Source organism: Azospirillum sp. B21 (genome assembly GCF_008364825.1).
Taxonomy (GTDB): domain Bacteria; phylum Pseudomonadota; class Alphaproteobacteria; order Azospirillales; family Azospirillaceae; genus Azospirillum.
Map to the genome: position 1 here is coordinate 59797 of NZ_VTTO01000009.1, position 23888 is coordinate 83684.

The window sequence follows — 23888 nt, forward strand, 5'->3', positions numbered from 1 at the left end:
CACCCCGCCCGACGACACCCCGTCGGGGCGGGTCCCCGGCCCGGCCTGCGACACTGACTTGGGGGCAGTGATTGCCCCCACCCTAACCCTCCCCCGCTGGGCGGGGGAGGGGACTGCCGCCGCTCTCCTGAAGATGCGCTCAATCCCCCTCCCCCGCCCAGCGGGGGAGGGTCGGGGTGGGGGCAATCGGCGACGACGATGCGAGGTGCCCCCATGCCCACCACCTTCGCCACCATCAACGACACCACGCTGCGCGATGGCGAGCAGACCGCCGGCGTCGCCTTCACGCTGGACGAGAAGATCGCCATCGCCCGCGCGCTCGACGCCGCTGGCGTGCCGGAGCAGGAGATCGGCATCCCCGCCATGGGCGAAGAGGAGCGCGAGGGCATCCGCGCCGTGGCCGCGCTGGGGCTGAAGGGCCGACTGATGGTGTGGTGCCGCATGCACGACGCCGATTTGAAGGCGGCGCTGTCCTGCAACGTCGGCTTCGTCAACCTCTCCATGCCGGTGTCCGACATCCACATCACCCGTAAGCTGAAGCGCAGCCGCGCCTGGGCGCTGGCGGAGATCGAGCGCCGGGTGAAACAGGCGCGCGACCATGGGCTGGAGGTCAGCGTCGGCGGCGAGGATTCGTCGCGCGCCGACATGGATTTCCTGATCGCCGCCGCCACCGTGGCGCAAGAGGCCGGCGCGCGCCGCTTCCGCTTCGCCGACACGCTGGGCGTGCTCGACCCCTTCCAGACGCGCGCCTGCATCGAACGGCTGCGCCGGGCCACCGACCTGGAGATCGAGATCCACGCCCATGACGATCTGGGCCTCGCCAACGCCAACTCGCTGGCCGCGGTGCTAGGCGGGGCCACCCATGTCAACACCACGGTGAACGGCCTGGGCGAGCGCGCCGGCAACGCGCCGCTGGAGGAGGTGGTGGTGTCGCTGAAACACCTCTACCACATCGACACCGGCGTCGAGACGCGCTCGCTCGGCATCATCAGCGATCTGGTGGAGCGGGCGTCCAACCGGCCGGTCGCCGTCAACAAGTCCATCGTGGGCGCCGCCGTCTTCACCCATGAGGCCGGCATCCATGTCGACGGGCTGCTGCGCGACCGCGCCACCTACCAGAATTTCGACCCGGCCGAGGTCGGGCGCGAACACCGCATCGTGCTGGGCAAGCATTCCGGCACCGCGGCGGTGAAGCTGGCCTATGAGCGGCTCGGCATCGCCTGCGACGACGCCACGGCGCAGGCAGTGCTGCCGCGCGTCCGCGCGCTGGCCACCCGCGCCAAGCGGCCGCCCACGCCCGAGGAACTGCACGCCTTCCTGGAGGCGGCGACATGACCAAGCCCAAAAGCTCTCCGGGCATTCTGGCCCTGCTGCGCGAGGACGTCGCCTGCGTGTTCGACCGCGATCCGGCTGCGCGCAACGTCTTCGACGTGCTGACCTGCTATCCCGGCATCCATGCGCTGGTGTTCCACCGCTTCGCCAACGCGGCCTGGCGGCGGGGTCTGCGCTGGCCGGCGCGCTTCCTGTCCTATGTGGCGCGCGCGGTGACCAACATCGACATCCATCCCGGCGCCGGCATCGGCCGCCGTTTCTTCATCGATCATGGCGCCGGCGTGGTGATCGGCGAGACGGCGGAGATCGGCGACGACGTGACGCTCTATCATGGGGTGACGCTGGGCGGCACCTCCTGGACCAAGGGCAAGCGACACCCGACGCTGATGGACGGCGTGCTGGTCGGGGCCGGTGCCAAGATCCTGGGGCCGATCACCGTCGGCGCCAACGCGCGGGTCGGCGCCAATTCGGTGGTGACCAAGCCGGTGCCGCCGGGCATGACCGTGGTCGGCATCCCCGGCCGGGTGGTGCGGCCGGAGACTCAACGCCGGCTATCGGATCACAACATCGACCTGGAACATCATTTGATGCCGGACCCGGTCGGCAAGGCCATCGCCTGCCTGATCGACCACATCAACCGCATCGAAGCCCGGCTGGAAGCCCACACTGCAACCGAAACGTCACAGTTTCCTGCTAAGAACATCCGCCTGTCGGAATTTCGCCTGAACGATATGCACAGCGATATACGTTTGGACGGTGTGGCCTGCAGCTCTTGTGGCAACATCTGCGACCAGGAGGGGTGCGGCCCCTCCCCTTCCACCCAGCAGCACGCGTGAGGAGCCTTCGACGATGAGCGATTTCACCGACGACCTCGACGATCTGGAAACCGCGGAAGATTTCCTGCGCTTCTTCCACGTCACCTATGACCAGCGCGTGGTCAACGTGAACCGCCTGCACATCCTGCAGCGCTTCCACGACTATTTGTCGGCGGACCATGGGATGGAGGGGCTGGACGACGAAGGCATGTCGGCGCGCTACCGCTTCCATCTGGAACGCGCCTACCAGGATTTCATGGTGTCCAACGCCATCGCGGAGAAGACCTTCAAGGTCCACAAGGAAGAGGCGCGCAAGATGGCCGACCGCTTCGTCCCGCTGGACAGCCTGCTGAGGTCGCCGGTCGGCTAGAGTGTGATCGGTTCAAGCGGAAACGCTTCAGCCGTGAATCACACGGAAACACCAAACTCCAAGCCGCCCGCACCGGTGAACCGGACCTGAGCAACGGAAGAAAGGGGGCGCCGGTCGCGCCCCCTTTTGCCGTCAGTGGATCTTGCTCTCGTTGGTGCCGTCGTCACGACGATAGACGTGGACGTGGTAGGCGGCCATCGGATTCTCGTCGATGTAACGCAGCAGTTCCTGCTCCGTCCGCACCGTGGCGTCGCGGATCAGAACCTGCCAGGCGGGCTCCATCGTCGCACGCATGGTCTCGTCGTGGGGCAGCATGATGAATCCGGCCCATTCGGGGTCGAAGTCCGCCAGATAGCTCTTGGCGTAGTGTTTCATCATCGCCGCGTCGTTGACGTTGACGTTCTCCATATTTTCGAAACAGACACGCAGGTCCATCGCCGTCCTCCTCATGGAATAGGGCGCGGCCCCGCCAATGGTCCGCAAGGGACGCGCGCAGGTCCGCGTTGTTCGGTCCTGAAAACAGCCATGCGATAGAGATGGTACGCCGACGGGGTGAAAAACAAGGGTGCGCGATCTCTCCTCGCACACCTGCGCCGACCTGCGGTCATGCCTGTCCGGCCATGCCATGCATCAGGCGCAGACCGCACCATTGGTCATAATCCTGCGCTTTTTGGGTTCGCCTACTGCGCGGCTCCTGTAGAATTCTTGTGACAGCACCTGCGCGAGTACGATGACAGACCTAACGCCTGCCTCCGACCATCCCCTGCGCATCCTCATCGTCGAGGACGAAAGTCTCGCCGCCATGGCTTTGGAAGAGGTCCTGGGCATGCTGGGCTTTGCCGTCATCGGCATCGAGGACAATGCCGACGCCGCGATCGGGGCGGCCGAGCGGCTGCGCCCCGACATCGTGATGATGGACATCCGACTGCTCGGCCCCCGCGACGGGATCGATGCCGCCGCGGCCATTCGCGCCCGTACCGGCATCCGCTGCATCTTCACCTCCGCCTTCGCCGATGCGGAGACCCGGCACCGCGCCGCCGACTGCGAGCCCTTCGGCTTCGTCCGCAAGCCCTATTTCCCGGCGGAACTGCAGCGGGCGCTGGACCATGCGGCGGGGGTGTTGAAGGGTAGCTGATTGCCCCTTATTCAAGACAAATCAGCCCCCGCGCGTCGCCGCGCGGAGGCCATCCATTTCCGGGGAAGACTCCAAAAGACCGATCAGCCGAACTTGTAGCTGATGCCGTAACCGCCGCGCGGATAGTCCCAGGCGATATTGGCCTTGTCCTGGCAGACGACGCGGCAGGTGCCGCATTCCAGGCAGCCGTCGGTCACCAACGTCACGCCGCCGGTCTCGTTCTTGCTGTAGCAGGCGGCCGGGCAGCAGAAGGTGCAGGCCTGCTTGTCGCAGCTCTTGCAGGCCTCCTCGCTCTTGATCTGGATGTGGGGCCGGCTCTCGTCGACGATGTAGCGGTTTTGATAGAGCTTCTCTTCGACCTTGACCATCATGTTCATCGCACGGCCCTCACCAGCTTGATTGCGTCACCGACCAGTCCCATCACCGAGCGGCGCTTGATGAAGGACTTCATGATCTGCTTTTCCTTGGTCTTCTTGTCGACGCTGTCCACGGTGAACCAGTTGTGGACCGCGGAGGTGATCTCGTCGGGGTAGGCGCCGAAGAACTGCTTGTTGCCGTGCATGATGCCGGGCAGCTCGCGATACTTCTTCAGGTCCTTCATGATGAAGCTGTCGTCCAGCTTCTTCTTGTAGGCCGCCAAGTTTGCCGCGGTATAGCCCTTGCCGGCGGCCTTCAGCTCGATCACCGTCTCCGCCGCCATGCGGCCCGACGCCATGGCGAGGTTGGAGCCCTCGCGGTGGGCGGCGTTGTTGAAGTGGGCGGCGTCGCCGACCACCAGCCAGCCGTCGCCGTAGAGCTGCGGAACCGCCTTGTAGCCGCCCTCCGGGATCATGTGGGCGGCGTATTCCTTCATCTCCGCCCCTTCGATCAGCGGCTTGATGACGGGATGGTTCTTCAGATCCTCCAGCATCTTGTAGGGCGGGCAATCGCCGTTCTTGAAGTCGGAGATCAGGCAGCCGATGCCGATCGTCAGCGATTCCTTGTTGGTGTAGAGGAAGGCGGTGCCGACCATCCCCTTGGTCACCTTGCCCATGATCTCGATGACGACGCCCTCGTCCTCCTTGATGCCGAAGCGCTGCTGGATCAGTTCCGGATCGATGAAGAGGATTTCCTTCACCGCCAGCGCCACATTCTCCGGCGCCGCTTCGGTCTGAAGGCCCGCGCGCTTGGCCAGCAGGGCATTCACGCCGTCGGCCATGATGACGACGTCGGCATGGATTTCCCCGCCCTCGCGGTCGGTGCGCACGCCGATCACCTTGCCGGACGGGTCGCGGATCAGCTCCGTCACCGTGGTCTCGCAGATCTGCAGGCCGCCGACCTTGCGGATCTGCTCGCCCCACCATTTGTCGATGTTGGCGCGGATGATGGTGTAGCGGTTCGGCTTGTCGCTGTTGAAGGATTCCGAGCGGTAGTTGGTGCCGACATAGCTGTCGTCGCCCAGCAGCCAGACGCGCTGCTCGATGATGTGGCGTTCCGTCGGGCAATCATCCCGGAAGTCCGGAATGATCTTCTCCAGCTCGTGGGCGTACATGATGCCGCCCTGGACGTTCTTGGCGCCGGGATATTCGCCGCGCTCAAGCTGGAGCACCTTCAGCCCCTGCTTGGCCAGCGTGTAGGTCGCGGCGTTGCCGGACGGGCCGGCACCGATGACGATGGCGTCGAACTTTTCGACCATGTCGACAGGCTCCTTTCTCGTCCGGCGGTCAGCCGGCCATGCGGTTGACGGACAGGCGGCGGCCGAAGGCATCGGTCAGCGCCGGCAGGATCTTCAGCGCGTCGCCGACCAGCCCCAGATGGGCGAAGTCGAAGATCGTCGCGTTGGGATCGGTGTTGATCGCCAGGATCAGGTCCGACTTCTCCATGCCGACCCGATGCTGGATGGCGCCGGAGATGCCGGCGGCGATGTAGAGCTTCGGCCGCACCGTCTTGCCGGTCTGCCCGACCTGACGGTCGTTGGTGGCCCAACCGGCCTGGACCAGCGGGCGGGTCACCCCGACCTCGGCGCCCAGCACCCGGGCGAGGTCGAAGACCAGCTTCATGTTCTCGACCTTGCCCAGCCCCTTGCCGGCCGACACGATGATGTCGGCGAAGGCCAGCTGCGCCTCGTTCTGTTCGCGGTCGGCGATGAAGTTCAGGACCTTGGTGACGATGTCCTCTTCGCGCAGGTCCGGCTGGATTTCGATGACGCGACCGGTGCGGGCATCGTCGCGCTCCGGCATCGCCATGACGCGCGGGCGCACCGTCGCCATCTGCGGCCGGTAGGCCAGCGTCTGGATGGTGCAGAGCAGCGTGCCGCCGAAGGTCGGCCGGGTGGCGGCCAGCGATCGGTTGTCGGCGTAGATGTCCAGCTCGGTGCAGTCGGCGGTCAGGCCGGTCGCCAGCGTGGTGGCAATGGCGCCCGCCAGATCGCGGCCCAGCGTGGTGGCGCCCAGCAGCACGATCTCCGGCTTGTGGGTGTTCACCACCTCGGTCATCACACGGCAATACGGATCGGTGCGATAGTCGGCCAGCGCCGGGTCCGTCACCTTGTAGACGATGTCGGCGCCATAGCTGATGGCGTCGCCGCAGATGCGGTTCAGGTCGGGGCTTTCGGCGCCCAGAACCACGGCACCCACCTCCACCCCCAGCTTGTCGGCCAGCTTCCGGGCTTCGCCCAGCAGTTCCAGCGACACGGAATGGACGATGCCGCGCTCCTGCTCCACGATCACCCAGACGTTCTTGTAAACCTTCAGGTGTTCGGGAAGCTGGAACTTGCGGCCCTGGGGCTTGCTCGGTTCGCTCATCGTCGGGTCTCCCGCGGGTGTATCGTCAAAGCCCGGCCGCGGCGCGGGCGAGCAGGTCGTCTGCCAGCTTGGGCTGGGCGGCGAAGATGGCGTCGATGGCGGCGGCGGCCATCGCGTCGGGCGTATCGGATGCGGCCTCGATCATCTTGGCCTTCTCGGCGCGCGGCTTAGGCACGAAGACCTTCGACACCACGGTCGGCGAGCCCTTCAGGCCGACGCGGCCCTCTTCGGCCCCGGTGAAGTCCCGGCTCCAGGTCTTCAGCTCGTAGCGGGCGGCGCGGAACAGGTCGTCCATCTTGCCGAAGCGGATGGTGTTGGTGCCTTCCAGCATGGTGATCATGCAGGGAAGCTTCGTCTTCAGCACTTGCACGCCGCCTTCGGAGCGGCGCTGCACCACAATCTCCTTGGACGCGATGTTCAGGTCTTCGATCCTGGTGATGTAGGTCAGCTGCTCGAAGCCGAGGCGGGTGGCGATGCCGGGGCCGACCTGCGCGGTATCGCCATCGACCGTCTGCTTGCCGCAGAAGACGATGTCGACCGGCTCCTCCTCGGCCAGCTTCTGGATGGCGGAGGTCAGGGCGTAGGAGGTCGCCAGCGTGTCGGAGCCCGCGAACTTGCGGTCGGTCAGCAAAACCGCGTCGTCGGCCCCCAGCGACAGCGCCTTGCGCAGCGAGGTCTCCGCCATCGGCGGCCCCATGGTCAGCACGGTGACGCGGGCGCCCACCTTATCCTTCAGCCGCAGCGCCTCTTCCAGCGAGAACAGGTCGAACGGGTTGATGATGGCGGGCACGCCCTGCCGCATGATGGTGTTGGTGACGGGATGGATGCGGATCTGGGCGCTGTCGGGCACCTGTTTGATACAGACGACGATGTGCATCCCGTTCTCCTTGGCTTCCGCTCTCGCTGTGACGCGCATGTGGGTTTGGGGCCGGCACCGGGCCGGGATACACCCAGGACAGCAAGCGGCGTGCCAGCGGGCGGAGACCAGCCAAGCTACGGGAAATGTTCAGAGTTTTCCGAAGATGCGACGCAACATGACCTTGTCGCAAAGGCGACAAGGGGGCTGCCATGTCGGGTTCGTTACAGCCGGCGAGGGTAGGAGATCAGACCGCTTCGATATGGCCGACAACGCGGTCCAGCTCGATGCCGACGCGGGCGACCATGGCGGCGATGCCGTCCAGCCGGCGGTCGATCACCGCCATCTCCACCGCGTCGGCGGCGGCGGCGAGATCGCGGGCGCCGACGGTGCGCGAGGATCCCGCCAGCTTGTGGGCGGCCTGCCGCACCTCGTCCCAGATTTCGCCCGCCAACGCATCGATGAGCCAACGGTGGGAGCTGCGGTTGGAGGTGACGAACTCGCCCAGCAGATGGCGGACGAAGTCGGCGTCGCCATCGAACAGCGCGGTCAGCGCATCCATGTCGAGCGGCGGCAGGTCCGCCGCCTGCGGCGCCGGCGGTGGAGCCCCGACGGCCTCCGGCGAAGCATTGGCGGCCTCCTGTGGCAAGGTGGCCTGCTCGTCGGGCTCCTCCGCCGCCCAGCCTTCCGCGTAACCGTCCGGCGGCAGGAAGCGGTCGAGCACGCGGCGCAGGTCGGCAAGGCTGACCGGTTTGGACAGCGTGTCGTCCATGCCCGCGAGCAGGCAAAGCTGGGCCTCGTTCTCCGTCGCGTTGGCGGTGATGGCGACGATGGGCAGGCGGGGAGTTCCCCCGGCCGCTTCCGCCGCCCGGATGCTGCGGGCCAACTCGATACCGTCCAACTCCGGCATCTGGCAGTCGGTCAGCAGCAGGCCATGGCCGCCGGCCCGCCACAGGGCGAGCGCCTGGGCGCCGTCCTCCGCCGTTTCCATGACATGGCCCAGCAAGGCGAGCTGGCGCTGGATCACCTGCCGGTTGGTCGGATGATCCTCCGCCACCAGGATCAGGCGACCCTGCGCTCGCTCCTCCTCCACCGAAGGCAGCCGGCGCCGGCCGGCGGCGGGAGCGGCCGGCTCCGGTTCCGGCTGCAGATCGGCCCGTCCGCCCTCCCCTGCCGGCATGCGTCCGGCGGCGGCCAGAACGGCACGGATCAGGCTGGTCCGCCGCACCGGCCGGCCGAGGACGACGGTCCCGGCCCCTGCCCCGGATGAGCCCAGCGTGGCCGCATCGCCGGCGTTCAGCGCGTCGCCGCCGATCAGCACCCGGCCGCGCACCCGGCCACGCGGGTCGCTGTCCAGTGCAGCACTGTCGGTGCCCAAGGTCGAAACCAGCACGTCGCAGGCGGCGGTAGGCAGCAGGGTGCGCAACGCCGCGTCGGCGTCCGCCGCCTCCACCACCTGGGCGCCGTCGGCGTTCAGGTAGCGGGCGAGGAATCCGCGCTCCTCCGCATCCGCCGCCAGCAGCAGCACGGTCACGCCCTGCAACGGAGCCCGCTGAAGACAGGCGTCATCCTCCTGCGGGACCAGATCGGCGGCGAAGGTAAACCAGAAGGTGGAGCCGACATTCAGTTCGCTGGTGACGCCGATGTCGCCGCCCATCAGTTCGGTCAGACGCCGGCAGATCGACAGACCGAGCCCGGTGCCGCCGAACCGGCGGGTGGTCGACACCTCCGCCTGGGTGAAGGGGCGGAACAGGCGGATTTGGTTTTCCAGCGAGATGCCGATGCCGGTGTCGGTCACCGCCACCCGGATGATGACGCGGTCGCCGTCGAAATGCGCCAGCTCCACCCGCACCGTCACCGAACCGGACTGGGTGAACTTCACCGCATTGCCGGCGATGTTGAACAGCACCTGCCGGATGCGCACCGGATCGCCCAGCACCGCGGCCGGCAGGTCCGGATCGACATAGGTGACCAGCGACAAGCCCTTTGCCCGCGCGCCGGGGGCCAGCGTGTCGGCCACCCCCTCCACCACGCCGGCCAGTGCGACGGGCACCCGTTCCAGGTCCAGCCGGCCGGCCTCGATCTTCGAGAAATCCAGGATGTCGTTGATGATGGTCAGCAGCGCGCCGGCCGATTCCCGCACGACGCTGACCAGTTCGCGCTGGTCGCCGGTCAGGCTGGTGTGCTCCAGCAGTTCCAGCATACCCTGGATGCCGTTCATCGGCGTGCGGATCTCATGGCTCATGGTGGCCAGGAACAGCGACTTCGCCTGGTTGGCCGCCTCCGCCTCCGACCGCGCCGCCTCCGCCGCCTCGCGCGCCGCCACGAGGTCGCGCGTGCGCTCCGCCACCTGGCCTTCCAGGCTGCGGTTCAGTTCGGTCAGCTCTTCATAGAGGTGGACGTTGTCGAAGCCGATGGCGACCTTGGCGCAGAACACCTCCAGAAGCCGCCGTTCATCCACCGTCAGGGCGCGGCCATGGCCGAGATAGACCGCGGTGTCGTGCCGCCGGGTGGCGGAGCGGAAGACCAGGACGCTGTGCCCGCGCTCGAACCGGTTGCGGCCGTCGGCCAGGGCCGCCGTCACCGCCTGCACCGCCTCGTCCGGCAGGGCCAGGAACAGCGGCGTCCCTTCCATCCCGGCATGGCGGCCGGCACCACCCAGCACCAGCGGCTCCGCCGGCCCCGGACCATCGGACAGGCGGTTGACCAGTGCCACCCCGCCCACAGTCATTCCATTGGCGGGCGGACAGACGCCGACGATCTGCGCCACGGCATGGCGCACGAATTCCGCCATCGTCCGCTTGCCCAGCAGCGTGGATGACGCGTCGAGGATGCGCTCCAGCCCCTCGCGGTGATCCTCGATCGCGGTGATGTCCTGATAGCCGCGGAGCGCGGCGACGACGGAGGTGAACAGCTTCTGTGCCGTCAACTCCGTCTTCGATTTGTAGTCGTTGATGTCGTAGCTGAGGATGACGTCGCGTTCCGGCGCCTGCCCCGGCTGGCCGGTGCGCAGGATGATGCGGACCCGGCGGTTGCTCAACTCGTTGCGGATGTAGCGGACCAGCCGCAGGCCGGCATCGTCCGATTCCATCACGACGTCCAGCAGGATCACCGCGATGGCCGGGTTGTCGCGCAGCACCCCGCGGGCTTCCGCCGCGGTGGCGGCCGACAGGAACTGTGCCGGGCGCCCTTCGAAAGTGAAGCCGCGCAGCACCATCTTGGTGGTGGCATGGATGGCGGGGTCGTCGTCGACGATCAGGATCAGCCAGGGTTCGACCGGTTCGGCAGCCTCGGCCGCCACCTCGGCGGCGGGTTCCTCCTCCGCGAACAGGAATTCGTCGCTCATCACGGTCCCCCGGCGAACTTGCCGCGCTTTTTCCACCCCGGCGCGCGGGCGACCTTAGCATAGGTGCGGGAAAGGCCGCCAGTTCGGCCCCCGATCGGCACCATGAGGCGGCAACCATCAGGCGGAAAGGGTGGATTTGGCCGGCCGCAGCCGCCATGGTGGCGCCGCTCTTCCATCGCGCATGTGCCGTCATGAACCTGCTTGCCTGCATCCACGACAAGGCCCCGCTGATCGAGGCAAGGGATCCCGACCTGGGCGACCTGTTCCCGCCGGGCTTCCTCGACCTGTACGAGGTGCACAGCTACCGCAACGCCGCCCGCATCCTGGCCTATGCCTGCACGCCCGAGTTCCGCGAGATCACCGAACGGCTGATGGAGTTCCGCATCCGCACCGAGGACATCGTGGCATCCGGCGGCAACAAATCGCAGATCGCCAAGACGATGGAGCGGATGCTGAACCCCCTGGGCTGGAACGAGACGCGCATCCGCGGCGACCTGTTCATCACCAAGATGATCGTGACGCACGAGGAAAAGCGCCGCGTCGCCGGCAAGAACCGCGGCCAGACCGTGACCGAACAGCGCCAGCGCGAGGAGCTGTACAAGGTCAACGGCTTCATCGACGGGCACAAGATCGACTTCGTGAAGGGACGCGTGTCCTTCGACCTGGAATGGAACAGCAAGGACCAGACCTTCGACCGCGACCTCTACGCCGCCCGCACCTTCTACGAATGCGGCATCATCAACGCCGGCGTCCTGCTGACCCGCAGCGCCGAGTTGATCCCGCTGTTCACCGAGGTGGCGCGGCGGGTGGAGATGAAGAACTTCCAGAACAAGTACGGCGCAAGCACCACCTGGATGAAGAAGCTGCTCTACCGGCTGGATGCCGGCCGCGGCGGCGGCTGCCCGGTGCTGGCGTTGGGCATCCGCCCGGCGGTGGTGTCGGATTTCGAGGAATGGAAAGACAGCCACCCTGTCGTCCGGCAGACGGCGACCTTCGACGTCGATACGGGGGCGGAGGACGAGGACGATCTTTGGTGAGGGGGTGCTGCGCTCGCCCCCTCCCCATCCCTCACGCAAACTTCCGGTCCGTCAGCAGCAGACGCACCGCGAAGCCCAGGAACAGCACCCCGGCGATGCCGTCCAGCGCCGTGCGCACCCGCGGGCTGGACAGCACGCGCCGGGCGGCGCCGGCGCTGAGTGCGGCGACGCCGGCCAGATAGATGCCGCCCAGCACCGAGATGATGCTGCCGAGGATGAAGGTCTGCAACGCGACATGGCCCAGGGCGGGGGCGATGAACTGCGGGACGAAGGCCAGTTGGAACAGAATGACCTTCGGGTTGAGCAGGTTCGTCAGCAGCGCCTGGACGAACACACGGCCGGCGCGGGCGGAGGGCGGCGCTTCGACGGCCGGCGCGGGTTCGGCACCCCGGCTCGCCCAGACGTTCCACAGCGACCGCAGGCCGATCCACGCCAGATAGGCGCCGCCGGCATAGCGCAGCAGGTCGAACAGCGTGGTCGAGGCCGCGATCAGGGCGGAGATGCCGGCGGCGGCCAGCAGGGCATGCACCATGTTGCCGACGCAGATGCCCAGCGTCGCCACCACCCCGGCCTGCCGACCGTCGGCGATGCTGCGGGTCAGCACCAGCAGCGAATCCGGCCCCGGCGCCAGGACCAGGACACAGACGGCGATCATGTAGAGTTGCAGCAGATGGGGGTCGAGCGGCAGGGTCATGGCGGCGGGCCTTCGGGCGGTGGGGAGCGGTCAATCCGGCCAGCGGCGGTGGATCCACAGCCATTGCGCCGGCTTGTCGCGGATCCAATCCTCCAACAGACGGTTCAGCCGTTCCATCAGAATTCGCGCATCCGCGTTGCGGTCGCCGCTGGTCGGGTATTCCTCCGGAGGCAGGACGGTGACGCGGAACCGCGCGCCCTCCAGCCGTTCGGTCCGCGCGGGGCACAGCGGCAGCTGCATCTTCATGCCGAGGACGGCTGCGGCCGGTGCCGTCATGGCGTCGCGGCCGAAGAAGGGGACCGGGATGCCGTCGTTCATCTTCTGGTCGATCAGCATGCCGACATGGCCGCCCTTGGTCAGGTGGCGCAGCAGGATCCGCGCGCCGTCCGGCCCCTTGGGGATCTGGGTGCCGGTCGCCGCTCCGCGCAGCTTCACCAGCAACTCGCCGACGATCGGGTTGTTGGGCGCGCGATAGACCAGCCCCAACTCCAGCCCGTGCATGCGGGAGGCGACGGACTGCACCTCCCAGTTCGCCAGATGGCCGGAGACCAGGATGCCCGCCTTGCCGTCCTCCCGCAGCATGTCGACATGCTCGATGCCGACCAGTTCGATCCGTTCGCGGCCGATCTGCTCCAGATGTGGATACTCGGCGATGGTGCGGCCCAGATTGTCCCACATCCCCCTCAGGATCTCGTCGATCTCCGCCTTGCTCTTTTCGGGGAAGGCGCGGGTCAGGTTGCGGCGGGCACGGGCGCTGTTGGGCAGCAACGGCCCGACCGTCCGTCCGATCCAGCCGCCGAGCGCCGACGCGCGGTCGAGCGGCAGCGCCCGGAACAGTGCGCAGACGCCATGGACGAGCACCGCCTCCAGCTTGTAGCCGACATTGCGCGTCAGCCATTGCTGCAGCGGGCTACGCGGCTTGGCCATCGGGGCTTCCTTTCAACAGCATAGGGGACAGCAGCGTGGAGAGCGCCCCCCCATCCTCCCAGCGCACCGAGACGGGCAGCACGTCCACCCTGCCCCGAAGCTCCGGCGGCAGGCGTACGGCGTCCTTGGCGGTGGTGACGGGCAAGGCGCCCGTCGCCGCGGCGCGGTCGATCAGGGCCGCGACCTCGTCCGGGCGGTAGGGATGGTGGTCGGCGAAGGGCGCACGCTCCACCACGCGGGCGCCGAGGGCCTCCAGCGTGGCGAAGAACTTCTCCGGGCGGCCGATGCCGGCGAAGGCCAGGACGTCGCGGCCGGCGAGCCGGGCGGCGGCATCGGGATCGGGCTCCAGCCATGCCTTCAGCACGGGACGCCCGCCCGCCAGCGTCGCGAGGCCATGACGGTCCTCCCCCAGGATCACCAGCGCATCGGCACGGGCGAGGCCGTCGGTCACCCGTTCGCGCAGCGGCCCCGCCGGCACCAGCCGCCCGTTGCCGAAGCCGACCGCGCCATCGGCGACGATCAGCGCCAAATCCTTGTAAAGGGCCGGGTTCTGGAACCCGTCGTCCATGACGATGGCCCCCGCCCCGGCGGCGACCGCACGCTGCGCCCCCGCCACCCGGTCGCGCGCCACCCAGCAGGGAGCGGCACCGGCCAGCAGCAGAGCCTCGTCGCCGACATCGGCCGCAGTATGGCGGGCCGGATTGACCTGCAGAGGCCCGGCCTCCCGTCCGCCATGGCCGCGGGTCAGTGCATGGGCGGAAATGCCGTGGCCGCGCAATACGGCGATCAGCGCCAGCCCGACCGGCGTCTTCCCGGCACCGCCCGCCACCAGATTGCCGACGCAGACCACCGGCGCCGCGACCCGTTGCGGAACGGTCCCGGCAATGCGCCGCCGTCCGGCCAGCCCATAGAGTGCGCCCAGCGGCGCCAGCAGGGAGGATGCCACACCGGGCGGCCTGTACCAGAAGGCGGGGGTCTTCACGGGCCAGTCATCCCCTCACGCTCATCCCTCAGGCGGCGGTCGGAATGCCGGCGGTGCCCAGCACGGGGGACAGCGCCGCCAGCGCGCGGTCGATGATCCGCCGGTTGTCCGCCGTCACCCGCGCGGCACCCGCGACGATGCGGTCGCGCGCGTGGTCATCGGTCAGCAGCCGCCGGATCTCGCGGGTCAGCGCCTCGCCGTCCGCGACCGGCAGGGCGCCGCCGGCGGCCTCCAGCATGTGGGTGATCTCGCCGAAATTGAACATGTGCGGGCCATAGAGCACCGCGCATCCCAGCTGCGCCGGCTCCACCGGATTCTGTCCGCCATGGGGGATGAAGGAGCCGCCCATGCACACGACCGGGGCCGCGCGGTAGAACAGTCCCAGCTCGCCCATCGTGTCGGCGACATAGACGGCATGCTCCGGCCCCGGCAGCAGATGGCGGTCCGTCCGCCGCAGCACCGGCAGTCCGCGCGACCGCATCAGTTCGGCGACGGCCTCGCCGCGATGGGCATGGCGGGGGACGATGATCGTCAGCAGGCCGGGCAGAGCCGGAGCCAGCGACGCGTGGACCGCTGCCGCGATCTCCTCCTCCCCCGGATGGGAGCTGGCGAGCAGCCAGACCGGCCGGCCGTCCAGCGCTGCGCGCAACGGCTCCATCGCATCGGCGGCGGCGGGCGGCGGCTCGGCGGAGAATTTCAGATTGCCGACGCTGGCGACGCCCGCGGCACCCAGCCGGCGCAGCCGCTCCGCATCGCCTTCGGTCTGGGCCAGCGTGATCTGGAAGGTGGACAACAGGCCGCCGACGAAGCCCGGCGCGTTGCGCCAGCGGGCGAAGCTGCGCTCCGACATGCGGGCATTGACCAGGGCGGCGGGGATGGCGCGAGCGCGGATGCCGGCCAGCAGGTTCGGCCAGATCTCCGATTCCGTCCACAGCACCGCGTCGGGGCGCCAATGGTCGAGAAAACGGTCGACGGCATCCGGCAGATCGACCGGCACATATTGGTGGATCGCCCGCTCCGGCAGCCGCCGTCCCATCAGTTCGGCCGAGGTGACGGTGCCGGTGGTCATCAGCACGGACAGGTCGGGCGCGTCCTCCAGAAGCCGGCCGATCAGGACCAGGACCGAATTCGCCTCGCCCACGCTGGCCGCATGGATCCACACCAGCGGTCCGGCCGGCCGCGGGCGCGAGGGCGTGCCGAACCGCTCCGCCTGACGCACGGGGTCTTCCTTGCCCGCGGCGCGGCGGCGGTCGAGATAGAGGCGCACCGCCGGCCCGGCGACGGTCGTCAGGCCACGGTATAGGGATTGCAGCATCAAGGCCCGGAACAGGAGACGGACGACAACGGGCGCGTTGCCGGTCCCCCTGATACGGAACACCGGCAGCGCGCCCGGCGGCACCTTAGCACGCGGCACGCGTTCCGTAACAGGGGCCGGTGCGACGGGCAGCCGCGCGCCATCGGCCCGGCCCAAGCCGGACGGTCAGGCCCCCGGCAGCCCGTCGGCGTCCTGCTCCGTAACGTTGTCGGCAACGACAACGTCGGTTTGCCCGTCGATCCTGTAGACCACCGTCCAAAGCCCGTTCTTCTGCTTCGTCTTCGCCGTCACGGCGTCGGGATATTCGAGCTTGGTCGTTTCAATGATCTGATCGGCCTGCTCTTCGGTCAGGTCGGAATTCACCACCATGTCGGTCCCTCCAGCCGGTATTGAATCAATGGCTTTTCGTGCGTGACGCCTCAGCCCTTCCATCCGAAGCCGCGGGCTACCGCAGCGGTCTGGCTGGCGAGCGCCGGGTTACGGATCAGGCTGATGGCGGCGATGCCGCGGGTATCGACGCCCTGGGCCTTGTACTGGGCGGCGATGCGGTTCAGCCGGTCGCGCTTCTCCGCATCCGACAGCCCATCGGCGACGGCATAGCCGTAGAGGAAATTGGCGGCGTCGGTGGAGGCGAAGCCGGTAATATTGACCAGTTGCTGTTCGGCCTCATGCGCGGCGGTGGCAGCGCGTTCGGTTATGCCGATCAGGGCGCTCAATACCGTTCCGCTCGCGTAATAATCCTCGAGGTCGGTTAGAGCAACCCCTGGCGGATAGTCCTTCAGCGGCTTGGACAGGCCGGTCAGGATGCGGGCGCGCACATGGGCGCGGTTGGCGCGCATCGATGAGTGAATGGCCGGCAGCGTCTTGTCGCCAAGAACCTCCTTCTCGAAGGCAGCGCGGCTGCCGGTAATGCCGGCGCCGATGGCCGACAACACGCTCGCCGCCGCCCCACCGCTTGCTGCGCCGGCCGAGGTGACCCCGAGTGTCAGCACGTCGGTGGAGAAGCCCGCCTCGCGCATCTGCTGGAACAGCTTCTCCTCGAACTGCGAGAAGTTGACGTCGATGCCATACATCCGCGCCGCCACCTTCGTATTGCGGCAGGTCTCGTCGACACAGTTGAGGATCGCGACTGCACTCCCCTGCTCCACCAAGGCAGGCTCGGGAGGCAAGCGCTCCGGATAGCCTTTGAAAGAGGCGCAGCCGGTGACTGCAACGACCAACGGAAGCGAGGCAAGGAGACCGCGCCAAGCAAAAAGCCGCGGCGGAGCGTAATCCATAAGGGCGGAAACATCGAACGGACGAGAGCGCATGGCATATCCTCCCGGCTGCAATAGAGGACGCTGTTTCTCGCATCCATCTCTAGCATGATGGGTTGAGGATCGCAACGACGCATCAACTCTCTGCGTTTTATTCCGGAATTAGCACACCATCGAAGGGCATTAAGATAATAATAGTAATCATAGAGCGCAGAGTTCCACTGTATGACATCCTAATGGTTGCCATTCGCACGCTCGCTATGAAGGCACTTTGTTGGACCGCCAAAATCTCCTCACCGCTCCGCCAGCGCCAGCTTGGCGCCCAGCGCGGCGAAGGCGGCGGCGAAGCTGCGGCGCATCCAGGCCATCACCCGCGGGCGGGAGACCACCTGATCGCGCACCGCCGCGGCGAACAGGCCGTAGACGACGAAGACGGCGAAGGTCAGCGCCATGAACACGCCGCTGAGTTCCAGCATGCGGGCGAGCGGCTGCGGATCGGCATCGGTGACGAACTGCGGCAGGAAGGCCAGGAAGAAGATCGACAGCTTCGGGTTCAGCACATTGACCAGAACCGCCCGCAGGATCATCCGCCCGGCCGGAAGCCGCGCCGTCTCCGCCCGGACGCTCAGCGCCCCCTGCTCCTTCAGCGTCGCCCAGGCCATGTAGAGCAGATAGAGCACGCCAAGAATCTTCAGCCCCTGGAACGCCACGGCGCTGGTGTGCAGCAGCGCCGCCAGCCCCAGCACGGCCGCCGCCATGTGCGGCACGATCCCCAGCGTGCAGCCGAACGCCGTCACCACGCTGGCCCGCGCCCCCTGCGACAACCCCGCCGCCAGGGTGAGCAGCACCCCGGTGCCGGGCGAGGCGACGACGATCAGGGAGGTGATGAGGAATTCGGGGCTCATGGGCGGACACCTCGCGCCAATGTGGGAGAGCCGAATGGAACCATGCCGCGGGACCGTCGCCAAGGGGATGGTTTCAAAAGGCGGAAAGGCCCATCCCGTCGCATTGTCCCCTGCCCCATCCCTCCGCTATCCTGCACCAAATCCCCCGCTTCGCGGTGATGCATGCCGGTCTCATATCTGCGCACGCTTTCGGAGAGCAAGCGAACCAGGCGGGCCAACGTCCATCTCGGTGTGTCGCTGGCCTTCGTCGCCGGGGCGATCAATGCGGGCGGGCTGCTGGCGGTGCTGCAATACACCTCGCACATGACCGGCATCGTCTCGTCCATTGCCGACAATCTGGTGCTGGGAAACCTCGTGGCGGTGGCGGCGGGGATGGCGTCGGTGGCGGCCTTCGTGTCCGGGGCGGCCTATTCGACCATTCTCGTCAATTGGGGGCGGCACAACCGGATGCACAGCGCCTATGCCTACCCGCTGTTCTGGGAGGCACTGATGCTGCTGGGATTCGGACTGCTGGGCAACAGCCTGGACGAGCATCGGGCGCTGTTCGTGCCGGTGACGGTTCTGCTGCTGTGCTTCATCATGGGACTGCAGAACGCCATCGTCACCAAGATCTCCAATGCGGAGATCCGCACCACCCACATGACCGGCATCGTCACCGACATCGGCATCGAGCTGGGCAAGCTGGTCTACATCAATCTCGGCACCGAGTCGGCACGCTACCAGCCGGTGCGCACCAACTGGCCGCGGCTGGGTCTGCTGGTGGCGCTGCTCGCCGCCTTCTGCCTGGGCGGGGTGATCGGGGCCGCCGGGTTCAAATATGTGGGCTATGTCACGACGGTGCCGCTGGCCGCGTTCCTGGTGCTACTGGCGATCGTGCCCATGGTGGACGACGCGCGGACGCGGACGCGTCTGCTGCTGCGCCAGCGGCTCAGGACAAACGGCGGGGGACGGCACCGGGAAGCGCCGCCCCCGCTGACCTGACGCCGTTACGTGAACGGCCGCAGGTTGGACAGGAACTGTTCGGCCGAGCGGCGCCAGGAATAGCCCAGTGCATAGTCCCGGCAGGTCTGCGCCGGAATCGCCAGCGCAACTTCCACCGCCCGCTTCAGATCGACGTCCAGGCAGCCGGCGCCGGAGCCGTCGACCACGTCCAGCGGTCCCGGAACCGGATAAGCCGCCACTGGCACGCCCGACGCCAGCGCCTCCAGCAGGACCAGCCCGAAGGTGTCGGTGCGCGACGGAAAGACGAAGACGTCGGCGGCGGCGTAATGCTTCGCCAATTCCTCGCCATGCTTGGCGCCGACCCAATGGACGCCGGGGTATTTGCGCTGCAGCTCCTCCCGTGCCGGGCCGTCGCCGACCACCACCTTGGTGCCGGGCAGGTCGAGGCGCAGGAAGTCCTCGAGGTTCTTTTCCACCGCGACGCGGCCGACATACATCGACACCGGGCGCGGCAGATCGAGGAAGCCCTTGTCGCGCGGTCGGAACAGCTCGGTGTCGACCCCGCGGGTCCAGCGTCGGATGTTGGTGAAGCCGCGGCCCTTCAGCGCATCCTCGATGGTCTGGGTCGCCACCATCACCGCCGAGGACGGCTTGTGGAAGCGGCGGACCACCGCATAGGACAGCGCCAGCGGGATCGGTGCGCGGTCGCGGACGTATTCGGGAAAGCGCGTGTGGTAGGCGGTGGTGAAAGGCTTGCCATGCTTCAGGCAATAAGCCCTCGCCGCGAAGCCCAGCGGCCCTTCGGTGGCGATGTGGATGCAGTCGGGCCGCATGCCGTCGATCATCGCCCACAGCCGGCGCTTCGCCCCCAGCGCCAGCCGGATTTCCGGGTAAGTCGGCATCGGCAGGGTGCGGAAGCGGTCGGGTCCGATCACCTCGACGCTGTGGCCCATCGCCTCCAGCTCGGCGCGCACGGTGCCGATGGTGCGCACGACGCCGTTCACCTGCGGGTGCCAGGCGTCGCTGACGATCAGGATGTTCACGCGGCTTCCCGTTCCTTCGCCGGGATCTTGCCCGCACTGGGACCGGGGGCGGGAAGCCGCCGCGCCATGACCTCCGCCCAATGGATGATCTCCAGCGCGCCGCTGTCGTGCTCGACCAAGGCGGTACAGGACTCGACCCAATCGCCGTCGTTGCAATAGAGGATTCCTTCGATATCGCGCATCTCGGCGGTGTGGATGTGGCCGCAGACGACGCCGTCGACCTTGCGGCGGCGGGCTTCGTCGCCCAGCGCCTGTTCGTACTTGCCGATGAATTCGACCGCGGTCTTGGCCTTGTGCTTCAGGTAGGCCGACAGCGACCAGTAATTGAAGCCCAGCTTGCGGCGCACCCAGTTGAACAGGGTGTTGACGTGCAGCAGCGTGACGTAGGCGTGATCGCCCAGCAGGGCCAGCCACTTGGCATAGCGCACCACCGCGTCGAACTTGTCGCCATGGGTGATCAGCAGGCGCTTTCCGTCGGCGGTGGTGTGGACCCATTCGTCGACCACATGCACGCCGCCGAACTGCAGGCCGACATAGTCGCGCGCCGCCTCGTCATGGTTGCCGGGAATGTAATAGACCTGCACCCCCTTGCGGGCGCGGCGCATGATCTTCTGCACAACGTCATTGTGCGCCTGGGGCCAGTACCAGCTTTTCTTCAGCCGCCAGCCGTCGACGATGTCGCCGACCAGGAACAGGTGATCCGATTCGGTATGCTTCAGGAAATCGAGAAGCAGCTCCGCCTGACAGCCGCGCGTTCCCAGATGAACGTCGGATATCCAAATGCTGCGGTAGCGCTTGACCGCTGGGACAGCGTCCATCATCCGCTCCGTCTTTGCCATGGCCGGCGGCCATCAAGACAACTGCCGTATAAATCAAAGCAGATCACCTTGACAACGATTTGGAACACCCGCACCTATTCGTCACAGTGATTTGGGCTTTCGTCACGGCTCTGCAGTTTTACTGCAACGGAACCGCCGCCTGCCCTTCATGGTTCTGCAACAGAAGGCGCCCGGCGCGCCGGTCAGGGAGAGCGAATCGGTGCGCGACACGGTGCTGATGGACGAGAGCCCGGCGGTTGGCCCGGGCGGCGGCGATGCGGCGATCGAGGTGCGGCGGCTGCTGGTGATCCACAACCCGACGGCAGGCGGACGGCGGGCGCGGCGGCTGCGCGCGGTGGTGACCCGGCTGGAGGCGCGCGGCCTGTCGGTCACCGTCAGGCCGACGGGCAAGCGCGGCGATGCCGAGGCCTTCGCCCGCGAGGCCGATCCCAATGATGTGGATGCGGTGGTGGCGGCCGGGGGCGACGGCACCATCAACGAAGTCATCAACGGTCTGGCGATCCACGCCGCGGCCCATGCCGCGGGAGGCCGGCCGCTGCCGCTCGGCATCGTGCCGATGGGCACCGCCAACGTGCTGGCCGCCGAGCTGGGCCTGGGCATGGATGCCGAGCGGATCGCCGCGGTGATCGCCGGCGGGCGGCGGACGATGATCTGGCCGGCGCTGGCGAATGGGCGGGTGTTCTCGCTGATGGCCGGGGTCGGGCTGGACGCGCGGGTGGTGGAGCGGGTCGATCCGCGGGTGAAGCGGCTGATCGGCAAGGGTGCCTATGTGGCGGAAACGCTGGTGCAGCTGGCGACCCGGCCGGATCACCGCTATCGCGTGACGCTGGATGACGGGGAGGCTCAGGAGGTGGCGTCGGTCATCGTCGCCAAAGGGCATTTCTACGGCGGCCGCTTCATCTGCGCGCCCGATGCCCGGCTGACCGAGCCGGAGCTGCATGTCTGCCTGTTCCCGCGCGGCGGGCGGCTGAACGCGCTGCGCTATGTCTGGGGCGTCACCGCCGGGCGCCTGGCGCGCTTCCCGGAGTATCGCGTGGTGACGGCAAAGCGCGTGCGCATCGAAGGGCCGGCGGGCGACGGGCTGTTCGCCGACGCGGTGCAGGGGGATGGCGACGTGCTGGCGCGGCTGCCGGTGGAGATCGCGCTGGCGGGATGGCGGTTGCCGGTGTTGGCGGGGTGAGGCTGAGGAGGTGTTGGCTGACGATGCCCCCACCTAGCCTCCCCCGCTGGGCGGGGGAGGGACTACCGCCACTGCTCGAATAAGTACCTTTCCGAACAAGCGCTTAGCTCCCTCCCCCGCCCAGCGGGGGAGGGTTGGGGTGGGGGTATTCAGGGCCGAATTTTGCGGTCCGCCCTCGCCTGCTCCTGCAGCGCCACGTAATGGTGCCAGACCAGCCGGGCCGCCAGCGAGCGGTAGGGCCGCCAGGGCTCGGCCACCTCGATCAGCTGCTTCGCCGTCGGCTTGTCCGCCCAGCCCTTCAGCCGCTGGACGCCCAACTGGATCGCCAGATCGCCGATCGGCCAGATGTCCGGCCGGTCGAGCGTGGTCATCAGATAGACTTCCGCACTCCAGCGGCCGATGCCCTTCAGCGCGACGAGTCGGGCAATCGCCTCCTCGTCCGGCAGGTCATGAATGATGTCGAAATCGAGCCGGCCGCTTGCCACCGCCTCGGCAAGGCCGCGAGCGTAGCCGATCTTCTGGCGAGAGAAACCGCAGGCGCGCAGGGTTTCGTCGTCCAGCGCGAGAATCGCCTCGGGGGTGACGGCGCCGCCCAGCCGGTCCTGCAGCTTGGCCCACAGCGCCAGCGCCACCTTGGTGGAAAGCTGCTGCTCCATCACCATGCGCAACAGCCCGACGAAGCCGGTCGGCCGGGTGAAATCACGGATCACCGGGCCGCCGACGCGCAGGCATTCGGCGAAAATCGGGTCGAGCGCGGCCAGATGCTCAGCGTTCATGCTCGACGCTCATCGGCCGCGCTCCACATCCCGCAAGCCGTGGCTCAGGCCACCAGCTCGATGGCGTAGTCCTCGATCACGGTGTTGGCGAGCAGCTTGCTGCACATTGCCTCGACCTCCTTGCGGGCGGTCGCCTCGTCGGTGCTCTTGAGCTGCAGCTCGATCACCTTGCCGGCGCGGACGTCCTCGACGCCGTCGAAGCCCAGCGTGTGCAGCGCGTGTGCAATGGCCTTGCCCTGGGGGTCGAGAACGCCGCGCTTGAGGGTGACGTGAACCTTGGCCTTCATCGGATGTCCGCTCGCTTTACGGTGTTGGTGGAGGGGTGGTTGCTGACTACTGGATGGTCTTGGGGCCTTTGACGTCGCTCGGCCCGCCTTCCGGCAGGATGCCGAGGCGTCGCGCGACCTCCTGATAGGCTTCCTCGACACGGCCCAGATCCTGGCGGAACCGGTCCTTGTCCAGCTTCTCGTTGGTCTTGACGTCCCACAGGCGGCAATTGTCGGGGCTGATTTCGTCCGCCAGGACGATCCGCATCTCCTCGTTCTCCCACAGCCGGCCGAACTCCAGCTTGAAGTCCACCAGCTTGAGCCCGATGCCGAGGAAGAGGCCGGACAGATAGTCGTTCACGCGCAAGGACAGCGCGACCATGTCGTCGAGATCCTGCGGAGCCGCCCAGCCGAAGGCAGTGATGTGCTCCTCGGAGACCATCGGGTCGTTCAGCTCGTCCGACTTGTAGTAATACTCGATGATCGAGCGCGGCAGCGGCGTGCCTTCGGGAATACCGAAGCGGCGCGACAGGCTGCCGGCGGCGACGTTGCGCACGACGACCTCGATCGGGATGATCTCCACCTCGCGCACCAGCTGCTCGCGCATGTTCAGGCGGCGCATGAAGTGCGTGGGCACGCCGATCTCGGACAGCCGGCTCATCAGATATTCGGAGATGCGGTTGTTCAGCACCCCCTTGCCGGTGATGACGCCCTTCTTCTGGTTGTTGAAGGCGGTGGCGTCGTCCTTGAAGTACTGCACCAGGGTGCCCGGCTCCGGCCCTTCGAAGAGTACCTTGGCCTTGCCTTCGTAGATGCGCCGGCGTCGTGTCATCGCGTGTTCGTCCAAATACGTAAGGACCGGTCAAGCGAGCTTGCCGGCCCAGGAATGTGCCCCAGTGATATAGCAAGCCGGGTGCACGAACACAACGACGGGGGCGGGAGAGCAGGACTGTGTGGTCGCGGATCCCCTGGGGCGCGGCGTCGGAGGCAGGATCTCCACGGATTACACGGATTTGAACACGGATTCCACGGATGTGGCGTCCCGAATTCATGGCTTTCGGGAAAGGCCGGACTCGCGGCAAGCCTAGA

Annotated in this window: 25 protein-coding genes; 7 read left to right on the forward strand and 18 right to left on the reverse strand. The window is 67.5% G+C overall.

Going from position 1 to position 23888, the window contains the following annotated elements:
- Window positions 1-213: 213 nt before the first annotated feature.
- The 3 genes from nifV to FZ983_RS20870 are packed head-to-tail and all read left to right on the forward strand — an operon-like array spanning window position 214 to window position 2517.
- Window positions 214-1335: a homocitrate synthase gene (gene nifV / locus FZ983_RS20860; RefSeq protein ID WP_149225444.1), complete on the forward strand. Its 1122-nt coding sequence runs from the start codon at window positions 214-216 to the stop codon at window positions 1333-1335.
- A gap of 23 nt (window positions 1336-1358) precedes the next feature.
- Complete coding sequence (gene cysE, locus FZ983_RS20865; RefSeq protein ID WP_348771067.1) at window positions 1359-2168, forward strand: serine O-acetyltransferase; 810 nt, start codon at window positions 1359-1361, stop codon at window positions 2166-2168.
- Between the two features lie 13 nt (window positions 2169-2181).
- On the forward strand, window positions 2182-2517 hold the full coding sequence (locus FZ983_RS20870; protein ID WP_149225446.1) for a nitrogenase-stabilizing/protective protein NifW: 336 nt from the start codon (window positions 2182-2184) through the stop codon (window positions 2515-2517).
- 132 nt (window positions 2518-2649) lie between these two features.
- On the opposite strand, the gene FZ983_RS20875 is transcribed toward FZ983_RS20870, so the two are convergent.
- A complete protein-coding gene (locus tag FZ983_RS20875; RefSeq protein WP_149225447.1) occupies window positions 2650-2952 on the reverse strand; it encodes a hypothetical protein in 303 nt (100 codons plus the stop codon).
- A gap of 295 nt (window positions 2953-3247) precedes the next feature.
- Between FZ983_RS20875 and FZ983_RS20880 the strand changes: the two genes are divergently transcribed.
- A complete protein-coding gene (locus FZ983_RS20880; protein WP_149225448.1) occupies window positions 3248-3652 on the forward strand; it encodes a response regulator in 405 nt (134 codons plus the stop codon).
- Between the two features lie 83 nt (window positions 3653-3735).
- Here the strand turns inward: FZ983_RS20880 and FZ983_RS20885 are convergent, their stop codons facing one another.
- The 5 genes from FZ983_RS20885 to FZ983_RS20905 form a co-directional block, all read right to left on the reverse strand.
- Complete coding sequence (locus FZ983_RS20885) at window positions 3736-4029, reverse strand: ferredoxin family protein (protein ID WP_149225449.1); 294 nt, start codon at window positions 4027-4029, stop codon at window positions 3736-3738.
- On the reverse strand, window positions 4026-5327 hold the full coding sequence (locus FZ983_RS20890; protein ID WP_149225450.1) for an FAD-dependent monooxygenase: 1302 nt from the start codon (window positions 5325-5327) through the stop codon (window positions 4026-4028). Before FZ983_RS20890 ends, FZ983_RS20885 begins: the two co-directional genes overlap by 4 nt.
- A gap of 28 nt (window positions 5328-5355) precedes the next feature.
- Window positions 5356-6435, reverse strand: coding sequence for an electron transfer flavoprotein subunit alpha/FixB family protein (locus FZ983_RS20895; protein WP_149225451.1), 1080 nt, complete (start codon window positions 6433-6435; stop codon window positions 5356-5358).
- Between the two features lie 25 nt (window positions 6436-6460).
- Window positions 6461-7312 carry an electron transfer flavoprotein subunit beta/FixA family protein gene (locus FZ983_RS20900; protein WP_149225452.1) on the reverse strand — a complete coding sequence of 284 codons (852 nt, stop codon included), beginning with the start codon at window positions 7310-7312 and terminating at the stop codon, window positions 6461-6463.
- A 226-nt stretch (window positions 7313-7538) separates the two neighbouring features.
- Window positions 7539-10637 (reverse strand): DUF3369 domain-containing protein, encoded by a 3099-nt coding sequence (locus tag FZ983_RS20905; protein ID WP_149225453.1) that lies wholly within the window; start codon window positions 10635-10637, stop codon window positions 7539-7541.
- 191 nt (window positions 10638-10828) lie between these two features.
- On the opposite strand from FZ983_RS20905, the gene FZ983_RS20910 reads away from it, so the two are divergent.
- Window positions 10829-11674 carry a BglII/BstYI family type II restriction endonuclease gene (locus FZ983_RS20910; RefSeq protein ID WP_149225454.1) on the forward strand — a complete coding sequence of 282 codons (846 nt, stop codon included), beginning with the start codon at window positions 10829-10831 and terminating at the stop codon, window positions 11672-11674.
- A gap of 31 nt (window positions 11675-11705) precedes the next feature.
- Here the strand turns inward: FZ983_RS20910 and FZ983_RS20915 are convergent, their stop codons facing one another.
- The 7 genes from FZ983_RS20915 to FZ983_RS20945 all read right to left on the reverse strand — a co-directional run bounded on the left by FZ983_RS20915 (window position 11706) and on the right by FZ983_RS20945 (window position 17753).
- Window positions 11706-12368, reverse strand: a complete 663-nt coding sequence (locus FZ983_RS20915) for a LysE family translocator (RefSeq protein WP_149225455.1) — start codon at window positions 12366-12368, stop codon at window positions 11706-11708.
- Between the two features lie 30 nt (window positions 12369-12398).
- The gene (locus tag FZ983_RS20920; RefSeq protein ID WP_149225456.1) at window positions 12399-13295 is read right to left on the reverse strand and encodes a lauroyl acyltransferase; all 897 of its coding nucleotides are present in this window, start codon (window positions 13293-13295) and stop codon (window positions 12399-12401) included.
- Window positions 13279-14277 carry a tetraacyldisaccharide 4'-kinase gene (lpxK, locus tag FZ983_RS20925; RefSeq protein ID WP_149225457.1) on the reverse strand — a complete coding sequence of 333 codons (999 nt, stop codon included), beginning with the start codon at window positions 14275-14277 and terminating at the stop codon, window positions 13279-13281. Before lpxK ends, FZ983_RS20920 begins: the two co-directional genes overlap by 17 nt.
- Window positions 14278-14305: 28 nt before the next feature.
- The gene (locus FZ983_RS20930) at window positions 14306-15592 is read right to left on the reverse strand and encodes a 3-deoxy-D-manno-octulosonic acid transferase (RefSeq protein WP_149225588.1); all 1287 of its coding nucleotides are present in this window, start codon (window positions 15590-15592) and stop codon (window positions 14306-14308) included.
- A gap of 165 nt (window positions 15593-15757) precedes the next feature.
- Window positions 15758-15961 (reverse strand): hypothetical protein, encoded by a 204-nt coding sequence (locus FZ983_RS20935; protein WP_149225458.1) that lies wholly within the window; start codon window positions 15959-15961, stop codon window positions 15758-15760.
- A gap of 50 nt (window positions 15962-16011) precedes the next feature.
- A complete protein-coding gene (locus FZ983_RS20940) occupies window positions 16012-16761 on the reverse strand; it encodes a hypothetical protein (RefSeq protein ID WP_149225459.1) in 750 nt (249 codons plus the stop codon).
- A 380-nt stretch (window positions 16762-17141) separates the two neighbouring features.
- Complete coding sequence (locus FZ983_RS20945; RefSeq protein WP_149225460.1) at window positions 17142-17753, reverse strand: LysE family translocator; 612 nt, start codon at window positions 17751-17753, stop codon at window positions 17142-17144.
- A 162-nt stretch (window positions 17754-17915) separates the two neighbouring features.
- Between FZ983_RS20945 and FZ983_RS20950 the strand changes: the two genes are divergently transcribed.
- Window positions 17916-18734: a YoaK family protein gene (locus FZ983_RS20950; protein ID WP_149225461.1), complete on the forward strand. Its 819-nt coding sequence runs from the start codon at window positions 17916-17918 to the stop codon at window positions 18732-18734.
- A gap of 5 nt (window positions 18735-18739) precedes the next feature.
- Here the strand turns inward: FZ983_RS20950 and FZ983_RS20955 are convergent, their stop codons facing one another.
- Window positions 18740-19738: a glycosyltransferase family 1 protein gene (locus FZ983_RS20955; RefSeq protein ID WP_149225462.1), complete on the reverse strand. Its 999-nt coding sequence runs from the start codon at window positions 19736-19738 to the stop codon at window positions 18740-18742.
- The gene (locus tag FZ983_RS20960; RefSeq protein WP_149225463.1) at window positions 19735-20556 is read right to left on the reverse strand and encodes a UDP-2,3-diacylglucosamine diphosphatase; all 822 of its coding nucleotides are present in this window, start codon (window positions 20554-20556) and stop codon (window positions 19735-19737) included. Before FZ983_RS20960 ends, FZ983_RS20955 begins: the two co-directional genes overlap by 4 nt.
- Before the next feature lie 169 nt (window positions 20557-20725).
- Between FZ983_RS20960 and FZ983_RS20965 the strand changes: the two genes are divergently transcribed.
- Window positions 20726-21757 (forward strand): diacylglycerol kinase family protein, encoded by a 1032-nt coding sequence (locus FZ983_RS20965; RefSeq protein WP_247883892.1) that lies wholly within the window; start codon window positions 20726-20728, stop codon window positions 21755-21757.
- Window positions 21758-21906: 149 nt separating this feature from the next.
- Here FZ983_RS20965 and FZ983_RS20970 read toward each other — a convergent pair whose 3' ends face one another.
- Genes FZ983_RS20970 through purC form a run of 3 tightly spaced genes read right to left on the reverse strand, consistent with a single transcriptional unit; the run spans window position 21907 to window position 23631 of the window.
- The gene (locus FZ983_RS20970; RefSeq protein ID WP_149225464.1) at window positions 21907-22533 is read right to left on the reverse strand and encodes a DNA-3-methyladenine glycosylase; all 627 of its coding nucleotides are present in this window, start codon (window positions 22531-22533) and stop codon (window positions 21907-21909) included.
- Between the two features lie 44 nt (window positions 22534-22577).
- Window positions 22578-22820: a phosphoribosylformylglycinamidine synthase subunit PurS gene (gene purS / locus FZ983_RS20975; RefSeq protein ID WP_014246942.1), complete on the reverse strand. Its 243-nt coding sequence runs from the start codon at window positions 22818-22820 to the stop codon at window positions 22578-22580.
- 46 nt (window positions 22821-22866) lie between these two features.
- Window positions 22867-23631, reverse strand: coding sequence for a phosphoribosylaminoimidazolesuccinocarboxamide synthase (purC, locus tag FZ983_RS20980; RefSeq protein ID WP_042697247.1), 765 nt, complete (start codon window positions 23629-23631; stop codon window positions 22867-22869).
- Window positions 23632-23888: the final 257 nt, after the last annotated feature.